Raw genomic sequence first — 17,828 nt, forward strand, 5'->3', positions numbered from 1 at the left:
TTTGCCCCGAATTGAATTTTTCGTTTGTACTTTCGTCTCTTTTCTGGAAGAATTGTCATTATGTCCGAAACGGAATACTACCGTTCTCAAACCTACCAAGAATATTTGCTATCGAATCACAGAAGAGAGGTCTGTCCTCCCGAAGATGTGTATGCTTTTTTCAATTGGAAGGGACTGACGAATTTAGTCGATTTTGGGAGTGGACTAGGATTCTATTTTCATGATTTTCGAAAATGGTTTCCAAATGCTTGGATTTGGGCAGCGGAATGCCAACAGGAAATCATCGATCGAATCTTGCGTCGGAAACTCATGGAAGGCATCGAACAACTCACACCCTTCTATATGGACCAATCAGACCATCCTCTTTTACCAGAATGGGTGCCTGTTCCAGAGATTATTTTTGCTTCCCTATCGCTCTCAACATTCCCAAACCCTGGTTTGGCGATGGATGGACTCATTCGATCAATGAAGTCAGGAGGTCGACTTTTCATAGTAGATTGGTCAAAGACAGAGTCTGGATTTGGTCCGAAAATCAATGAAAAAATCTCCATGGATAAAATGAAATTCCTCGCAGAAGAATACAAACTAGAAGTTGTAAAATCAGGTAGAATCTCTGAGCATTTTTATGGAATGGAAGTGCGAGCCAGTGAACATTTCATTTATGGATACTATGACTTAAAAGAAGAGGAAGATGAGGATACTGCTGTTTTTAAGATGTAATTTTGTTTTCTGCATTGTTTTTCTGAGCATCACTACAAATCTCGTAGCTAAGTCGTATCAAAGAGATTTTTTTGTTCCAGAGCCATTATACTTTGATTTGGTGCGAAACTTAGGATCAAAAAAAGGAGAATTCGAAGTGAACTCTCTTGCTAAATTTCCAAATCAAAAGCAAACAAAATATGCTCATGAAATAGAATATACGTTTGAAAATAACCATGCTCTTGAACTTGAACTTCCTATGACAGAAGGAAAAGTCACCGATCTAAAATTTGCATATCAATACACTCTACCCGATCTTAATTTGGAAGTTTACAAACACGGTCTTCAGTTTATTTCAGAACAATCAATCTCTGATTCAAGTCACACAGTTTCTGCATTATATTTATCTGCCTTTAGATTCAATCAATCCTTTGGAGTTTTACTCATGAACGGATTCCAAAGGTATGTAGGTGTAAAATATTTAGAAACAGGAAATTTCGATAGTTCACATGATGCTTCCATCAATATTTGGGCACCAGAGAAAATACGTTCTGATCGGTATTTAGGAAATTTTAATTTCTTTTATGATCACAGTGAAACTTGGATTTATGGATTAGAAATCAATCTCCGAACCAATTTTAAAAAGGAAAATGAATTTCTGATTCTACCCAATATTAAGTACCACATCACGGAAAAAACAAACTTCCATTTTGGACTGGGTGTCGCCAATGAACTGGAACAAAAACAAATGAGCCCCATTTCTATTTTCCGTTTTGTGCTAGAAATATAAAGACCCAAATCATTCAAAAGAAACCCCACAGTGTATGTGGAGTGAAGAACAAAACAAAATCATCCAATCGAAAGACGCCATCATGCAAGTGATTGCAGGAGCTGGTTCTGGAAAAACTGCAACCATGATTGGTTTACTGGAAGAAAGGGAAAAACAAAACAAAATCCCTCCTGAAAAAACATTAGTTGTCACTTTTACAAAAAAAGCCACAAACGAATTCAAAGAACGGTGTTTAAAAAAGAATCTTTCTCACAAGTATCACATTTCCACCTTCCATTCGTTTTGTTACCATGCACTGAAACAATATGATCGAACGAAAGATTGGTCGAAGTTAAAGTTATTATCAGAATCAAAGAAGTATCAGATAACCAAAACATTATTAGAGCCTTACCAGTGGGAAATTGGAGGGATTCCTTTTTCGATTTTATGGAAACATAACGGTACAGTTTTACGTTCCCTATCGGAAACATTCTATCATGAATATACAACTTCCTTTCAAACTTGGAAAGAAACCAATCGATACTTTGAATTTGATGACCTCATCGATTCCTTTTTATTTTTTTTACAATCTGAGTTCGCTCATGAACCCAAAGCCAGATGGAAGTCACTCATTATCGATGAATTCCAAGACACCGATAAAATTCAGCTGGAGATCATTAAACAAATGGAGTTTGAAACGGTTACCGTTGTGGGGGACGATTGGCAGGCAATTTATGGGTTTCGCGGTGCCACACCAAAACCATTTTTAGAATTTACCAAACATTTTCCAAAGGCAGTCCAATTCAAACTCTCCACTAACTACCGTTCTACTCAATCCATCATCCAAAAAAGTTTGTTACCAATCAAACAAAACCGAGAGAAAATTCCTAAAAATACAATCCCAAAGAGAAAGGAGAAAGGATCCTTTTCACTGATACGATGCAAAAAGGAAGTCTCCACACTCGAGTCTCTTTGGGGTCAAATCCAAACAAAAGACCCAAATTCAATTCTCCTTTCTCGAAGCAATTTTCGTAAAAACGAATGGATTCAATCTGGTGTTCCCGAAACACAGGTGATGACCATTCACAGTGCAAAAGGTTTAGAATTCACGACCGTTGTTGTGGACCTTTGCCTAGGTTGGAGTGAGGAGCTCTCTTCTGTTGACCTAGAAGAAGAAAGAAGGATTTTGTATGTGGCACTCTCTCGTGCAAAGGACAACTTGTTTGTCCTCATCAACGACGTATCCGATCCCTCAAGGCTTTGCGACGTCCTCAGTGAGGATTTTTCCCTTTGGAACAAGATCCGAAATCGTACTTTACGGTGGACTAGACTCTGGTGAGATGGTTTTACCTTGGGGGGATTAGCTCAGTTGGTTAGAGCGCTACCTTGACATGGTAGAGGTCACTGGTTCGAACCCAGTATCTCCCAAGTGATTTCTGACTGTGGATGAATTCTTTCCACGATCCAAATTTTTATTTCCCATTTTTCTCCCACCAAACAAAGTTTCGACTTGCCTTTCCACACTCATCACTTCTAATTCGAAAGCGATGAAACCCAAGTTCTTAGCTGAAGAATTTTTACTCGCAGTGTATTTTTTTGTGTTTAGTATCATTGCAGGAGTTGTTCTTTTTTACACACCTTACGAAGCAGGCGTGAAAATTGGAAGCCTCACCTTTTTTTTTCATGTCAGCTTTGTTGCGATGTGCCTTCTCTTTCATTGGCATACACCATATCGCATTTGGAAATTTTTAGTTCCCCTTTCTATCTTTATGGTATTTCCCGATTGGTTTTTATCTGCCGTCTTACAGATATTAGTATTTCCAGAAGATGGATTTTTTAAAATAGGAACTGTTTCTGGTTATATGGCAGGGCTTTGGGTCATTCCACTTTTTATGTGTGTTTATACAGGCATCAAATTGGAAGAACGATCCGTTTCCATCATTGGAACAGGGATTTGGGTAGGACTTGTCAGTCTTTTGATTTTTGGAGCATCGGAAGCAACCATGTGGATTTTTGGTTCTTGGTATGCGCAAAATGTAAAGATGTGGGGTCATGTGGCCTATTATGTGCTGATTCCAGAAATGATTTTAGGAATCACGGCCTATCTTGCCTACCAAGGGTTTTCGTATTCTGCCTATCTCTTTCAAATTGCGATTGGTTTTCTTGTGATGATTCTATATATTGGAAACCTATCTTTCTTTTATCTTCTCATTGAAAAAATTCTTTAAATACTCACTCACAACCTCTTTCGGAATTGTATTCCTTCTCCTTTTAGGAGAGGGATTGGTTCGAATTTTCTTTCCGTTTCCAGAAGAAGACATTCGTTACAAACAAATCCATTGTTTGCAAAACCTAGTGGAGATTCGATTGTGTCGGGATGTTCGGGAATCTTTCACTCGCACGGATGGGAATGTTTGGGACATCCAAACCAATTCTTACGGGGAAAGGATCACTTCTTCTCAAAAACAAAAATCAAATCCCGCCAAAGTATGGTTAATCGGAGATTCGATGTCGATGGGGTATGGTTTACCAACAAATGAAACCATTGCCTTTGTTTTGGAAACCAAATACCAAATAGAAACACGAGTGCTTGCCGTGGATGCCATAGGAACCAATGGAATTTTATCCCTCTATTTAGATGCCTTACGATTGACATCCAAAGAAAATTTACCCACTCACATTTATTGGATCTGGAATCCTTCGGATTTCATCGATGACGAACGAGAAAAAAAAGGATTTCGAAAATTGATTTATCCCATACATTTTTATCTCTCTCGTAATTCTCTTTTTTACCATCACCTGATTCGCTCTCCCAAAACCAATGTCTATGAGAATGTGGAACCGTTTCTTTATCCCAGAACTCATATCACGTATTCCAATTTAAAAACCTTTATGGAAAAAACGAAAGAGAACAAAGAACAGTGGAGGATTTTATTTTCTTGGGGCATGGCACTCAGTGGTGTTCCTGATACCAAGGATCCCAATTATGAGAGTGCAAAAGATTTTTTTGAAAGAGAAGGACGAAAGACAATCGACCTTCGAAACATTACCGAAATCCAATTTGCCCAAAATAAAAAAATCTACATCCCAAAAGATGGACACCCCGATCGTGATTTAGCGGCAATTTTTGCGGATGCCATCGCGAGCGACTACCGAAAGTAGAAGTAGAAATGCTTGATTCCTAATCCGTTTTCTAAAGTTTAGAGGGATATGATCCAAAGCTGGAAACGATGGGGAGCCATTGTCCTATTTTTCCCGTTCACACTTCTATCCTTGGAAGTCGTCTTTCGACTTGCCAATCCCCCAGCCTTACGTTATTACCGTGATGTCAAACTGCTCCATGCCTACCATCCAGAATATGGCGTAACACTCGCACCAAACGAAAGCCGTTTTGTTCGTCATTATGCCGACCTTTGGCAAGGACAGTTCACTACGAATTCCTTGGGTTTACGAGGACTGACAGAACCCGATCCTACAAAACCAAAACTGGTTTGTCTTGGTGATAGCCTTGTGATGGGTTTTGGAGTCTCTGATGAAGATACATTTTGTTCTCTCTTGGATGGGTATGAAGACAAAGGAATCACTTACCAAAGTTTGAATTTTGGAGTGGATGCATACGGATCCCTCGGTTCTTACAAACGCCTAAAGGATTTATCAACAAAGATTGATGGAATCAAAAAAGTCCTCTTTTTTATCTCTCCCAATGATTTTACAATGCCAGATGAATTACGGGCACAGGGAATCTTACCTGATGACGAAAATGATGCCTTACATGAAAACGATTTGGAATGGAAAAACAAATTTCGAATCCAATTTGAACTCACTCGTATATCCTATCTATTACAAGCATTGAAATTAGCGTATGAACAAACAAAGGTGAAATGGGCACAAACCAAATACATCATTTCCCTTGATTCGAAACAAATCACCGAATCTCCGTTAGAATATCTCAAAGAATCGTTTTTTGTTCCTGTCAAAAAAGCAAGTTGCGAAAATAAAGAAAATTTTATTTGTCCTACCCCAATACCCAATTTACAAATTACCTGCTCTGATTCTCCGGTGAGTCCGAACGATTTAGAACCTCTTCCAGAAACCACAAGAAGAGCTTATGACCAAATGATTCAATTTGCCAAAGAAAAAGGTTTTGAATGGATCCCAGTGATTTTGCCAATGCAAATTGAAGAAGTGTATTGCAGACAACTTGGTAAATACAATGTTTTGGGAAATTATGCGATGAGAGCAAAACAGTATCTAAACTCAAAATCGGTCACTACCATCGAAATTTTACCTTATACCGACAATATGTGTGGCCGTGAATTTACCATTCATGGGCAAACCAAAAAAGCAGGGATTCAGGACTATTATATTCCAGGAGATGGCCACCTAACAAAATTAGGAAATCTTTGGGCTTCTGAATCCATTCGATCTGCATTAAAGGAAAAGAGACCAAATGCTTTTTAATTCCGTTCATTATTTATTATTTGCCCCGATTGTAATCTTTGTTTATTTTTTGATACCAAAACGATTCCAAGGTTTATGGTTATTCATTGTTAGTTTGTATTTCTATGCAATCTTTCGAATTCCATTTCTAATTTTACTCGTCTTCTCTTTTGTCATCACCAAACTCAGTGTTGATTATATGGAGGAAACAAATTCCAAATCCAAACGGATATTTTGGTTAAACGTAGCCGTTTGGAGTAACTTAAGTTTATTATTTGTCTTTAAGTATTTGGATTTTTCGATTACTGTTTGGAACCAAACATTTTCTTTCACTGCTTGTGATCCTGACTTTGTACAAAAATCGGGAATCCTGCTTCCGATGGGGATTAGTTTTTTTACACTACAAGCAGTATCCTATGCTGTTGATGTTTACAAAGGTGTTGTGGAACGAGCGAAATCCATTTTCCACTTTGGACTCTTTTTGTCATTTTTCCCACAATTGGTAGCAGGTCCTATCCTTCGGGCCAGTGACGTATTACATCAATTTTTAGATTCCAAAGAGTTTACGAAAGAAAATCTCAAACAAGGTTTGAAACAACTCTTTTGGGGTATCTTTAAAAAAACCTTTATCGCCGATCCCGTTTCTTATGTGATTGATCCTATTTATGCAAGTCCAACCGAATACAATTGGATCGGAATGTGGATTGCAGCTTTCCTTTTTGCGGTGCAGATTTATTGTGATTTTTCTGGATATTCGGACATCGCCATTGGAACAGCAAGAATCCTCGGATTCCATATTCCTAAAAACTTCGACCGTCCTTTTTTATCAGGAACTCTCAGCGAACTTTGGAGGAGATGGCATATCTCCTTTAGTTCTTGGTTACGAGACTATGTGTACATTACACTTGGTGGGAATCGTCGCGGAGAAATCTTAGCGTATGTCAATTTATTCATCACAACTTTTGTGTCAGGGATTTGGCATGGAGCCGATTGGACCTTTGTGTTTTGGGGAACTCTCCACTCTACCATGATGGTAGTGGAAAAGTTTGTCTTTAAATTTGAGACCATGCGAAACGCTTGGAACAAAGTTCCCAGATTTCTCCAACCGATTTATCCCGTGGGAATTTTTGTATTGTCTTGTTTTTTCTTTCGTGCAAAAGCAACACCAGAAGTTCCTACTGGAATGGGAATCACCAACATCATGTTAGAACGTGCATTCACTGGTGCATCTGGTAACTTCCCTCAGATGAGTTTAAGCTTAGTGGTGTTAGTTGGATTTTTATTCTTTGTTGATGTAATGCAGGACAAAAAAGAAGACAGATTTGCCTTTATCACAGACAATTTGTATTTTCTCATTCCAACCTGTATACTCTTGTATGTGACATCCTTTATTATCTACAGTGTCACAGTCTCGAGTCCATTTCTCTACTTTCAGTTTTAACAGAGCTTGGTAATCAGACTTACTGACTTTGCTCAAACGAAAGACCAGATCATAAAAAAAGGTATCAATGAAATACTCATCGATACCTTTCGCTCCCAATCTCCAGAATCAAGAGTTTGGTCTTAATTTTGGACTTTCAGTTTCGAATCTTCTTAGAATTCTACTTTCGGAGCATTTTCGATTGTCTTTTGGTCTTCCACCGTAAAGGTAGCTTTCGCTTCATATCCAAATGCTTTTGCAGTCAATACCGCAGGGAATTGTCTGATGTACACATTAAATTCTTTTGTAGCAGTGATGAAACGTTTTCTTGCTACAGTGATTCTGTTTTCCGTTCCCTCTAATTGTGCCATCAGATCAGAAAAATGTTGGTCAGACTTTAATTGTGGGTAGTTTTCTTGGATCATGAGTAGTCTAGAGAGAGCGGACCCAAGTTGGCCTTGCGCTTGGTCAAATTGCTTTAAACTCTCAGGATTGTTGATGAGCTCAGGTGTTGCTTGGATGGAACCAATTTTGGCTCTTGCATCTGCAATTCCTTTCATGATGTCTTTTTCTTGGTTTGCAAAACCTTTCACAGCAGAAACCAAATTGGGAACTAAGTCGGCTCTTCTTTTGTATTGGTTCAGGACTTCTGCCCAAGAGGCCGTTACTTCTTCATCCAATTCTTGGATACGGTTGTATCCACAATTGGTAAAAACTGTTGTCATAAGGGAAAATAGAATGATGGTTCGAAACAATTTTGTCATGCTCATTATATACCTATCCTTTAGTCGGTCTGCAACACCATTTTGTTAAAAAATTCAATACCGAAAGGGTTTTATTGCTTTTGACCAATCACTTTCTGTTTCCGAAAGATAGGATTCTAATTCGGAATCGGTATGTTTGCCAGTCAAATAGTCGAGTAAATACGAATCTCCCACAAGTAACTCAATAGCAGGACGATCTGAACGAAACTCATATACTCCCTGCAAATAGGCAAATTGATTGGGAAAAAGTTCTCCTAATTGTTTCAAAAAATACAAAACAAAATATAAAGAATGAAACTCTTTGGGTTTTGTGACCATAAGTTGGTATCCCTCACAAATCTCATTAGCGTATTTATGGAAGGTTGGTAAAAACCGTAAGTTTCGTAATAAAAATTTCCCTTTTTGGTGAGTTGACATACGTTTGTCTAACTCCAATTTTTCTTTTCCCACAAGGAAGGGAGCACCAAAAGTTTCAAATGGTTTTGTGGTTCCCCTACCTTCCGAAAGATTTGTTCCTTCCAATAAACACATTCCTGGATACACAAAACACGTGTTTTGTGTGGGGATATTTGGAGAAGGAGGAACCCATTGAAACGACGGAATTTGTTTTGGATGCATCACCCCGACAGGAACAACCACAACATCTACATTCAATTGAAAGGTTTCATTATAATAAGAAAGAAGTCCACCAGGAGTGAGTCCATGCCGATGCAAAACAGTCTTCACGCCAACAAACGATTGATAGGTTTCTTGTAAGGGACTACCTTCCACTTTGGTTCCAATGGGATTTGGCGAATCGATGACTAAAAATACGGGTGCTTTACCCGTTTCTTTTTTTAATTTTGAGAGTTCTTCCAGTATATAATAAGCAGTTGTTAAAAACGTGTAATAACGAGAACCAACATCTTTGATATCGATGATCACTAAATCGATGTTTTGGAAGGATTCCCTAGGTGGGACCAAACTACTTTCTTCTTTTCCATACAAATTTACGATTTGCATGTTCCCAAATAAATAGGACAATTCATCCCCACTCACTTGGTCTTGTAGCTCTGCAAACAAACCATGTTCAGGTAAAAATATGGTTTTTAAATCAAATATTTCGGAATAAATTTGGAAATGGTACTTGTTTTGATACCCAAACGCACTTTGGTTGGTTAAAATGGCCGCCTGACAACCGCTTAATTTGTGAATGTTTTTTAAAAACTTCATTTTGTTTTTTGAATGGTTTCTTTTTGTTTGAGAGCTAAGTCCCAAATCGAATGGATTTTGGAATCATCCAATTCCGAATTTCCATCAAGTAAATTACGAAACTCTGTGAGTTGTTTGATAAACTCATCAATGGAATTCTGTAAAAAATACTGATTTTCTTTAAAAATGGAAGTCCACATTTCTGCATTGGAACCCGCAATTCTTGACATATCCCGAAAACCACCACCTGTGATGGGTTTTGCGATCGAAGATACTTGTTCCATTGTGGTTTTGTTGTTTCCTGCAACATTCACAAGAATTGTGGAAACTACATGTGGTAAATGGGAAACATATGCCAAAGTTTCATCATGACTTTTAGCATCCATATTGATCGTCCAAGAACCAATGTTTTCCCAAAACTGTTTTACCAATTCCAATGTTTTTTCAGATCCCCGTTTCGGTTTGGTTAGGATACAAAGTTTGTCTTGGTATAAATTGGGAATGGAGGCTTCTGGTCCCGCTTGTTCGGAGCCACAAATCGGATGAGTGGAGATATAATTGTGTTCTTTATCTCCAAAGTGAAGATCGACAGCATCGATGATGGTTTGTTTGGTGGAACCCAAATCAATAAAAATTGTTTCTCCTGATTTAGGCAAACTAGGAATGATTTCAAGTAACGATGCAACAGGTGTACTAAATACAACAAAATCATACCCATTCCAATTGACGTTCTTTGTTTCTGCTAGGGTATACACCAAATCGGCTAATTTCTTTTTCTGAATGGACTCTTTACTTTTTTCAGAACGAACCACAGCTATGATTTCTGCTTTAGGATCCAATTCTCGAATGGCAAGAGATAAGGAACCACCCATAAGGCCCATACCATAAATCAATACTCGGTTTAGTTTCATGTGAGAAATGAACCCGCAGTGGGGTAAGAACCTAGGAGTTTAAATACAGTGCATTGTGATTTTACCGTTTCTAACAAACTTTTGATTTTCGGATCTGCTTTGTGTCCAATAAAATCGATGAAAAAATGGTATTCCCATAAGTTTCGTTTGAGTGGCCTCGATTCAATTTTGGTGAGATTGACCGAAGCATCATGAAATGTTTTCAAAATTTGAAATAAGGAACCTGTTTGGTTGGGAATCGAAAATACAATCGAAGTTTTATCTTCTTTGGTTTGAGGTGATTCTGTTTTTCCAATCACTAAAAACCGAGTGGTATTCCCCGAATAATCTTCAATTCCTTCGGCAATCACACTCAAATTGTAAATTTCTCCTGCAATTTTCGAAGCAATCGCAAGACCATCTTTTCGTTCTGATACTAATTTTGCGGCCATTGCAGTGGAAGATGTATCTACCACTTCCGCATTAGGCAAGTTAGCTGAAATCCAATTGCGACATTGTTCGTTCCCAATCCGAATTCCATATATGCGTTTCACAGATGCTAAATCAGTTTCAAATCCAAGTAAGGAAAAAGAAATTCTTTGGTAGAGTTCTGAATACACAACAAGATCTGTTTCGAGAAACATATCCAAGGTAGAACTCACCTGCCCTTCTGTTGAATTTTCAACAGGCACCACTCCATAATCCAATTTTTCCTCTTCCACCATTCGAAATACATCAGGAATAGAGGTTTGAGGAACTGCTTCAATGGAGGTTCCAAATTTGGAACGGAGGGCCGAATGAGAAAAACTTCCTTCGGGACCTAAAAATCCAATCTTTAACGGGTGTTCTAAGGCGATTGTTCCAGACATCATCTCCCGGTAAATGGCGCGGATCACAGATGCAGGGAGTGGACCTTTTGAGAGTTGTGTTACTTTTTCATACACATCTTTTTCGCGGTCTGGTCGGTAAATGGGTCCACCAGATTCCTTTTTCACACGACCGATTTCCTGAGCAAAACCAGCTCGTTTTTGGATGAGGTTAATGATTTCTGTATCAAGTGAGTCAATTCCAGAACGGAGTTTTTTTAATTCTTCTTCTGCGTTACTCATTCGTTTTCTCTTCTTTTAATTCTTCCGGAAGGGAATCCAAATCAAAGTCTGGATTCATTTCTGTTTCTTCAGTTACAATGATAGACTCAGGAGTAAAATCTTCAAATTTGAGTTCTTTCACTTCCACTGGCGTTGGAAGGTCTGTCAGTTTACTGAGTCCGAAATGTAATAAAAATTCATTTGTGGTTCCGTATAAGGTTGGCCTTCCTGGAACTTCTTTTTGGCCCACTGCTTTCACCAATTTTTTGGACATGAGGCTTGCCACCATGGCTCTTGAGGAAACACCACGTATCTCATCTAACTCAGTCAAGGTGATAGGTTGTTTATAAGCAATAATCGCGAGTGTGTCTAGGGTTCCCCTGGAAAGAGTTTCCCTTTTTTTATCTTTAAAAATATGAGATAGGATTTCGCTATATTTTTGATTGGTGATGAATTGGTAACCACCCGCGATTTCTCGGAGTAAAAAACCACCTTCTCGTTCTTGGTAGTCCAATATCAATTCATCTAAAAGTTCTCTTGCTTCTGTTTTTTCAATTCCACAAGACTTTGCCAAAGCAGATAATTTGATTGGATCTGAAGATAAAAAGAGAAGTGCCTCAAGAAGGCCCTTTGTATAGTTTCTTTCTTCCAAATTGATCTAAACCTTGACTATTTTGATTTCTCCGAAAACTGCGTGTTGGATCACTCGGCAAACTCGGATTTTAACAACTTCTAATACAGCAAGGAAGGCTGCGACGATTTCTTTTTTTTCTGGTTTGTCATTTTCAAACAAATCCATAAAATGAATTTCACCGCGTTTTTCGATCAAATCTTGTAAGTATGCCATTTTGTCTTCGACTGAAAACTGGCTAACACCCTCATAAATCGGGACAAGTTCCTCGGCTTCATTGGAACTTTCCTGTTCCAAAATGGAATTGAAGGCAGAAATTAAGTCCACAAGGCTCACATCTAACCAAACCTCGGTTTCATCCAAAACTTGGTTTGTTTCCCTCGTAAACATACCCGCGGTCAATCGGTCCAGTTCCGCTAAACGTTGGCCTGCCATTTGGAATTTTTTGTGTTCCAAAAGTTTGTCCACAAGTTCTTTGGGGAGAGGTGGATCATAATCCTCTTCTTCGAAACCTGGGTCTGGAAGAAGGGCTTTTGATTTTAAATAGACCAAATGAGATGCCATCACAGCAAACTCGGAAGTCAGTTCAATGGATAAGGATTGACTCGTTCTCAAAAATTGAATGAAATCAGATGTGATACGCGAAAGGGAGACTTCAAAAATATCCACCTTATAACTATCAATCAGAGACCATAAAACCGTTAAAGGTCCTTCAGTTAGTCCTCCGTCCTGGTTTTGCCACCGGACGATAAACTCCGGGGTTTGGGACACGACTTATAAACCTAATGCTTTAGCAGCTGCTTGTTGCAATCTTTCTGGTGGGAAAGGTTTTACAACGAAATCCTTAACACCCATTTTGATTGCTTTTGCTAAAAGGTCTTCTTGTCCAAGTGCTGTCACCATGATGATTTTAGCAGAAGCATCAAATTTGATAATTTCCTTTGTTGCTTCGATACCATCTTTTTCACGCATCGTGATGTCCATAGTGACCAAGTCTGGTTTGAGGTTTTTGTATTGTTCTACCGCAATATTACCATTCTCTGCTTCACCAACGATTTCGTGACCTGCTCCAACTAACGCATCTTTAACGAGCGTTCTCATGAATTTTGCATCATCTACAACCAAAATTCTTGCCATGTTAATTCCCTCTCGACTTTAATAATTCAATCATTTTTGGTACTAATTCTTCCACTGGGAGAACAAAATCAATTCCCCCAAGTTCCACAGCCACACGATTCATCCCATACACAACTGAAGTAGCTTCATTTTGTGCCAAGGTAATTCCACCTTTCGTGTGTATGTTGGTGATGGCTTGTGATCCGTCTTTTCCCATACCTGTCATGATCATGGATAAAAGATGGTCTGCTCCATACGATTCCACCAAACTATCAAACAATACTTCAATGGATGGCCTGTGACCATTCACTTGTTCTGAGTGAGTGAGTTCAATGAAACGATCTTTTCCTTTTGAAACTACCTTCATTTGGTAGTCACCAGGGGCAATGTATGCTGTACCAACTTGCACCAAATCTCCCTGTTCTGCTTCTTTCACATGTATTTTAGACAAAGAATTCAGTCTGTCAGCAAAAGCCTTTGTGAACCCTGCTGGCATATGTTGCACAACAAAAATCGGCTTCGGAAAATCAGCTGGAATCCCTGCAAAAACGGTTTGTAACGCTTTTGGCCCTCCCGTGGAAGTGCCAATACCGATAGCATCTACTTGGATCGGTTTTTGAAAACTTTTATTTGTTTGGCGTTCAACGCGTTCCGGACGCAATTGGGGTTCGGGACTGATTTGTTTGGAATCAGAAAACCCTTTGATTTTCGCAGATAAAATGGCTGCGATATCTTCTGGTGAAAACTGGTTCCCACTGGAAGGTTTCGGAATGAAGTCTACGGCACCGAGTTCAAGAGCCTTAAATGTAGCATCTGCCCCATGTTGTGTTAACACCGACAACATGATCACATGGCTTGGAAGTTTCTTTTTTTTGATTTCCGCAAGAGCCGTAAGACCATCCATGATCGGCATCTCGATGTCCAAAACGATAAAATCGGGTTTTAGTTTTTCTGCTAAATCAATACAATCCATTCCTGTTTTGCCAGTAGCAATCACAGAAATTTCCTCTTTTTTGGTGAGGGCATCACTTAATATATTTCTCACAAGCAGTGAGTCATCAATGATCACAACAGTCGGTTTTTTGTTCATGATTTATGAATCAACTCAACTAACTCATCAAAGTCTGGTAAAAATACTAAAACACCAATTAGGTTACTACCTTGGTGATTGAATTCAGTATGCATGGACAAAAATTTAGTTCGTTCTGGTTTCACGATGTCCACCACTTCCATAAAACTTCCTGTAATCATTTCTGGAACAGAAGGTAAAATTTCTTTTTTTAGTTTATTGGAAAGTGAGTTCATCACACTGGAACAAACAATATTTGAAATTTCAGATAATACGGACATCATATCATCAGACAATTTATGATTACTTCCTTCCGCATACTTTGCATCTTCGGAACCAAGAAGTTCTTTTGCGATTTCAGATCCGTTCTCCTCAGAAAACATCATCAGTAAATTTCCATTCAAATCCCCAGTCATTCGGATTTTCATTCCAAAAAATGGGTCCATGGAATAACGGAATTCTTTCGCCAAACCATCTCTATCAGTTAACTTGATTTCAGGAATGAATAACTCCACTTCCTTTCCAACTAACTGAGATAGTACGACTCCAGCATTCATCATACCGGTATTTACAATGTTTTCCAATTTTTTGATGTCTTTGGAAGACATGATTTCATTGATGGCTTCTGTAGACAAAGAAGCAACTTGATTCAATCGTTCTTCTTTTTGTTCCACAAATCCTTTGATGATTTCTGCAGCTTGTTCTCTTTCCGTAAGTTTTCCGTGATCGATTTTTGCCACATCCGCAAGTCTGTGGATCTCATCTGTTTTATGATCCAGAACTAATGTGGATGTGGATGTCGAACTAGTTGGTTCCTCTGAGTGACCATTCACAGTGGTTTCCTTTTTCGAAACTTCTGTGGTTATTTTTTGGTTGGTCACAGGTTCTTCGGTAAACACCTCTTCTTTGGGAACTATGATGTGTTTTTCGATTTTATGTTTATCTTTTTTGACACGAGACTTATCTTTTGCTCGTAACTCAATGAGTTTTGCATTGTAACGATTGGTTGGATGGTTGGACTTAAAGATATACTCAGAGTCCGACATTTCCAAAGAACGAATGGTGGACGAACGTTTCATCATCTCACCCGCGACGGATTTGTCTGACCAATCCACTTTGTCGGCTGCAATTTCAACAAGACCAGGAATGTCCAAAACCAAGATGATGGTTCCATCTCCCATGATGGTCGCACCCGTTAATCCTTGTACATCTTGGAAATTTTTACCGAGAGATTTGATGACTGTTTCATGTTTTCCAATCAGGTCATCCACCATAAACCCAAGTTTCCTTGTTTTATAATTTACGATGACAACGGGAACTTCCGCCATCTCTTGTTTGTCGGCAAGACCCAGGATGCGATTCAAACGGTAAATCGGTAGGACTTCCCCACGTAAGTTGATGATTTCGTGTCCTTCCAAGGTAGTGATTTGATCCAGATTTACCTTGATGGTTTCGGATACTTCCGATAATGGGAAAGCATACACTTCTTCTTCCATAATCACAAGGATGGATGGAATGATGGCAAGGGCTTGTGGGAACGATAAGGTAAAAGATGATCCTTTTCCTTCTTCCGAATGGATGATGATTTTTCCTTTGAACTCTTCAATGAGTTTGTTCACCACATTCATCCCCACACCACGTCCAGAGATGTCGGAGATTTTATCTGCTGTAGAAAAACCTGGTGCAAAGATAAATTGAAAGATATCAGATTCAGATAGATTTTGTGAGTCGGCCTCTGTCACTAACCCACGTTCGATGGCTTTTTTTAGGATTTTGTTTTTACTCAATCCCTTTCCATCATCTCGAATTTCGACAAGGATATTGGAACCACCTTGGTAGGCATTGAGTTCCACAGTTCCTTCTTCTGATTTCCCTGCGAGTTTTCGTTCCTCAGGAGATTCGATACCATGGTCCACAGAATTACGAATGAGATGGATGAGAGGTTCCCCAATCGCATCGATCACTTTTTTATCGAGTTCTGTGTTTTCACCGCGAAGTACTAAATTGACTTGTTTGCCAGTTTCGAGAGATAAATCGCGAATGAGCCTTGTGAAACGATTGAAAACAGAACCAATCGGAACCATTCGAATGTTCATGATTCCTGTTTGTAAGTCTTTAGAGATTCGATTGATTTGATCGATTTTCCCTTTGAGTTCATTGAACAAAGAATCTTCACCAAATTGCGCCACTAAGTCATCGTAGATCTTCTGGAATCCAGAGTTAGTGATCACAAGCTCCCCGACGTTGTTCATGAGCTGGTCAAGTTTATCAGAAGATACCTTAATGGTTCGCATCACTACTTTAGAATCAGTGACTGCTTTTTCAAAATTAGCTGTACCTTTCGAAACAATTTTTTCTTCTACATCCGCTCCGGAAAGATCCGTTACATTTGTGGAAACAGGGGAAACATCCGCTCGTTTTTCAAGCGCTTCCATTTCGGTTTCTGGAATTTGGATTTCCTGAACGGAAAGTGTATCCACCATATCGATGTTACACTGTGCATACAATTCATCTTTTGAACTTTTTGTCACGGTGACAAAGGATAACGCAAAATTACCTTGTCCATTGTCCAATGCATCTTCCGAAGGATTACATTTGATGACAACTCCTGACTGAGTGACAGATTGCAGAATGAGTAACAAACGAAGATTCTGCATCGGAGTATCATTTTTTAACTTGAGATCAACCGTGTAAGCAGATAATCCATCCTCTTCTTTTAAGGCCATTCGGACTTCTGAGATTTCTTCTTCTGTTAAACGAGTAGCTGTGTCGGAAGCACCAGAATTTTGTTTGGTCTTCGTTTGTGCTCCGGAAGATTTAGAAGACGAACTGGCACCAGAAACGGAGACTTCATAATCTTGTAATTTTTTGATCATGTCATGAAAGGGAGTTTCCACTTTCACACCATTGGCAACACCTTCGATTACCTGTTTGATCAAATCAAAACATTCAAAAAGTAAATTAACCAGTTTAACATTGATTTCTAAACTACCTTCTCTAATTTTTTGGAGAAGGTTTTCCATCGTATGTGCCAGGTCGGACAAATTGTACAACCCAACGAAGGCAGAAGAACTTTTTAAGGAATGTGCTGCACGAAAGATATCATTGATGATCTCTGGATTTTCATGATCTTTTTCCAGTTTTACCAAATTGGAATTCAGTTCTTCAATTTGGTCCTCGGACTCTTCCAGGAAAACTTCTGTGTATTCACCTAAAATTCCAGCCAATGTCGTATCCCTTATTCCTTACTTCGTGATGGAAACAAAGTTAACAATTTGTTCCAAATCCAAATTCAAAACCAAATGGTCTTCGTATCTAGAAACTGATTCAACCATCTTACTATAGTTTAACGACAAATCATCGGTTGTATAACTAATGAAGTCCTTCTGAATTTTAACTACTTGTTTGACTTCGTCGACTAAGATCCCAATCCGTTTTTCGTCTAACATAACAACTACGATACGTGAGATGGGAGAAATGTCCGAGTCTGTATTATGAAATCTTTTTTTAAGATCCACAATCGGAATGATTTCCCCGCGAAGGTTAATCACTCCTAAAATATAATCTTCCACATTGGGAATTCGAGTGATGAGAACTGGTTTTAGTATTTCATGAACTAGTAGCAAACGGATCCCAAAAAATTCCTTCTCAATGGTGAAAGTGAGAAATTGTTCAAGGTCTCCTAAATCAGACTCTTGTTCCATTTTGGTTTTTTCGGCAAGGGATGTTAGGAGTTTTTCTTGGTCCATAT

Annotated in this window: 17 protein-coding genes and 1 tRNA gene; 8 read left to right on the plus strand and 10 right to left on the minus strand. The window is 38.8% G+C overall.

All coding sequences use genetic code 11. The features are described 5' to 3' along the window. Positions 1-60 precede the first annotated feature (60 nt). From EHQ59_RS09080 to EHQ59_RS09115, 8 genes are all read left to right on the plus strand, one after another. Positions 61-720, plus strand: coding sequence for a class I SAM-dependent methyltransferase (locus EHQ59_RS09080; RefSeq protein ID WP_135619349.1), 660 nt, complete (start codon positions 61-63; stop codon positions 718-720). Positions 721-856: 136 nt separating this feature from the next. Then, positions 857-1,489 carry a hypothetical protein gene (locus tag EHQ59_RS09085; protein WP_135619350.1) on the plus strand — a complete coding sequence of 211 codons (633 nt, stop codon included), beginning with the start codon at positions 857-859 and terminating at the stop codon, positions 1,487-1,489. 34 nt (positions 1,490-1,523) lie between these two features. Beyond that, positions 1,524-2,807 (plus strand): UvrD-helicase domain-containing protein, encoded by a 1,284-nt coding sequence (locus tag EHQ59_RS09090; RefSeq protein ID WP_135619351.1) that lies wholly within the window; start codon positions 1,524-1,526, stop codon positions 2,805-2,807. A 15-nt stretch (positions 2,808-2,822) separates the two neighbouring features. Continuing rightward, positions 2,823-2,896 (plus strand) — tRNA-Val (locus EHQ59_RS09095). A gap of 119 nt (positions 2,897-3,015) precedes the next feature. Next, entirely contained in the window at positions 3,016-3,696 is a 681-nt protein-coding gene (locus EHQ59_RS09100; protein ID WP_135619352.1) for a DUF6989 domain-containing protein, read from the plus strand. Positions 3,697-3,751: 55 nt separating this feature from the next. Further along, on the plus strand, positions 3,752-4,630 hold the full coding sequence (locus tag EHQ59_RS09105) for a hypothetical protein (RefSeq protein ID WP_244245458.1): 879 nt from the start codon (positions 3,752-3,754) through the stop codon (positions 4,628-4,630). Between the two features lie 48 nt (positions 4,631-4,678). Next, on the plus strand, positions 4,679-5,929 hold the full coding sequence (locus tag EHQ59_RS09110) for an LA_2490 family SGNH/GDSL-type esterase (RefSeq protein WP_135619353.1): 1,251 nt from the start codon (positions 4,679-4,681) through the stop codon (positions 5,927-5,929). Further along, positions 5,919-7,349, plus strand: a complete 1,431-nt coding sequence (locus EHQ59_RS09115; protein ID WP_135619354.1) for an MBOAT family O-acyltransferase — start codon at positions 5,919-5,921, stop codon at positions 7,347-7,349. The genes EHQ59_RS09110 and EHQ59_RS09115 overlap by 11 nt, the downstream gene beginning before the upstream one ends. Before the next feature lie 152 nt (positions 7,350-7,501). Here EHQ59_RS09115 and EHQ59_RS09120 read toward each other — a convergent pair whose 3' ends face one another. The 10 genes from EHQ59_RS09120 to EHQ59_RS09165 are packed head-to-tail and all read right to left on the minus strand — an operon-like array spanning position 7,502 to position 17,826. Next, positions 7,502-8,092, minus strand: coding sequence for a LemA family protein (locus tag EHQ59_RS09120; RefSeq protein ID WP_135619426.1), 591 nt, complete (start codon positions 8,090-8,092; stop codon positions 7,502-7,504). A gap of 54 nt (positions 8,093-8,146) precedes the next feature. Then, positions 8,147-9,304 carry a DUF1343 domain-containing protein gene (locus EHQ59_RS09125; RefSeq protein ID WP_135619355.1) on the minus strand — a complete coding sequence of 386 codons (1,158 nt, stop codon included), beginning with the start codon at positions 9,302-9,304 and terminating at the stop codon, positions 8,147-8,149. Next, positions 9,301-10,194 (minus strand): prephenate dehydrogenase, encoded by an 894-nt coding sequence (locus EHQ59_RS09130; protein WP_135619356.1) that lies wholly within the window; start codon positions 10,192-10,194, stop codon positions 9,301-9,303. Before EHQ59_RS09130 ends, EHQ59_RS09125 begins: the two co-directional genes overlap by 4 nt. Next, a complete protein-coding gene (pheA, locus tag EHQ59_RS09135) occupies positions 10,191-11,282 on the minus strand; it encodes a prephenate dehydratase (RefSeq protein WP_135619357.1) in 1,092 nt (363 codons plus the stop codon). The genes EHQ59_RS09130 and pheA overlap by 4 nt, the downstream gene beginning before the upstream one ends. Then, positions 11,275-11,913 carry an SMC-Scp complex subunit ScpB gene (scpB, locus tag EHQ59_RS09140; RefSeq protein WP_135619358.1) on the minus strand — a complete coding sequence of 213 codons (639 nt, stop codon included), beginning with the start codon at positions 11,911-11,913 and terminating at the stop codon, positions 11,275-11,277. Before scpB ends, pheA begins: the two co-directional genes overlap by 8 nt. Before the next feature lie 6 nt (positions 11,914-11,919). Further along, positions 11,920-12,663: a segregation and condensation protein A gene (locus tag EHQ59_RS09145; RefSeq protein WP_135619359.1), complete on the minus strand. Its 744-nt coding sequence runs from the start codon at positions 12,661-12,663 to the stop codon at positions 11,920-11,922. A 3-nt stretch (positions 12,664-12,666) separates the two neighbouring features. Then, entirely contained in the window at positions 12,667-13,029 is a 363-nt protein-coding gene (locus EHQ59_RS09150; protein WP_002975323.1) for a response regulator, read from the minus strand. A gap of 1 nt (position 13,030) precedes the next feature. Then, entirely contained in the window at positions 13,031-14,098 is a 1,068-nt protein-coding gene (locus EHQ59_RS09155) for a protein-glutamate methylesterase/protein-glutamine glutaminase (protein WP_135619360.1), read from the minus strand. Beyond that, positions 14,095-17,304: a chemotaxis protein CheW gene (locus EHQ59_RS09160; protein ID WP_135619361.1), complete on the minus strand. Its 3,210-nt coding sequence runs from the start codon at positions 17,302-17,304 to the stop codon at positions 14,095-14,097. Before EHQ59_RS09160 ends, EHQ59_RS09155 begins: the two co-directional genes overlap by 4 nt. A gap of 18 nt (positions 17,305-17,322) precedes the next feature. Next, complete coding sequence (locus EHQ59_RS09165; RefSeq protein ID WP_135619362.1) at positions 17,323-17,826, minus strand: chemotaxis protein CheW; 504 nt, start codon at positions 17,824-17,826, stop codon at positions 17,323-17,325. Positions 17,827-17,828 lie beyond the last annotated feature (2 nt).

This window comes from Leptospira kemamanensis, from assembly GCF_004769665.1.
Lineage (GTDB): Bacteria > Spirochaetota > Leptospiria > Leptospirales > Leptospiraceae > Leptospira_A > Leptospira_A kemamanensis.

Coding starts and splice junctions, on each gene's coding strand:
- EHQ59_RS09130 (WP_135619356.1), bottom strand. CDS start 10,194: ATGAAACTAAACCGAGTATTGATTTATGGTATGGGCCTTATGGGTGGT.
- EHQ59_RS09080 (WP_135619349.1), top strand. CDS start 61: ATGTCCGAAACGGAATACTACCGTTCTCAAACCTACCAAGAATATTTG.
- EHQ59_RS09110 (WP_135619353.1), top strand. CDS start 4,679: ATGATCCAAAGCTGGAAACGATGGGGAGCCATTGTCCTATTTTTCCCG.
- EHQ59_RS09100 (WP_135619352.1), top strand. CDS start 3,016: ATGAAACCCAAGTTCTTAGCTGAAGAATTTTTACTCGCAGTGTATTTT.
- EHQ59_RS09125 (WP_135619355.1), bottom strand. CDS start 9,304: ATGAAGTTTTTAAAAAACATTCACAAATTAAGCGGTTGTCAGGCGGCC.
- EHQ59_RS09120 (WP_135619426.1), bottom strand. CDS start 8,092: ATGACAAAATTGTTTCGAACCATCATTCTATTTTCCCTTATGACAACA.
- EHQ59_RS09150 (WP_002975323.1), bottom strand. CDS start 13,029: ATGGCAAGAATTTTGGTTGTAGATGATGCAAAATTCATGAGAACGCTC.
- pheA (WP_135619357.1), bottom strand. CDS start 11,282: ATGAGTAACGCAGAAGAAGAATTAAAAAAACTCCGTTCTGGAATTGAC.
- EHQ59_RS09090 (WP_135619351.1), top strand. CDS start 1,524: ATGTGGAGTGAAGAACAAAACAAAATCATCCAATCGAAAGACGCCATC.
- EHQ59_RS09165 (WP_135619362.1), bottom strand. CDS start 17,826: ATGGACCAAGAAAAACTCCTAACATCCCTTGCCGAAAAAACCAAAATG.
- EHQ59_RS09155 (WP_135619360.1), bottom strand. CDS start 14,098: ATGAACAAAAAACCGACTGTTGTGATCATTGATGACTCACTGCTTGTG.
- EHQ59_RS09115 (WP_135619354.1), top strand. CDS start 5,919: ATGCTTTTTAATTCCGTTCATTATTTATTATTTGCCCCGATTGTAATC.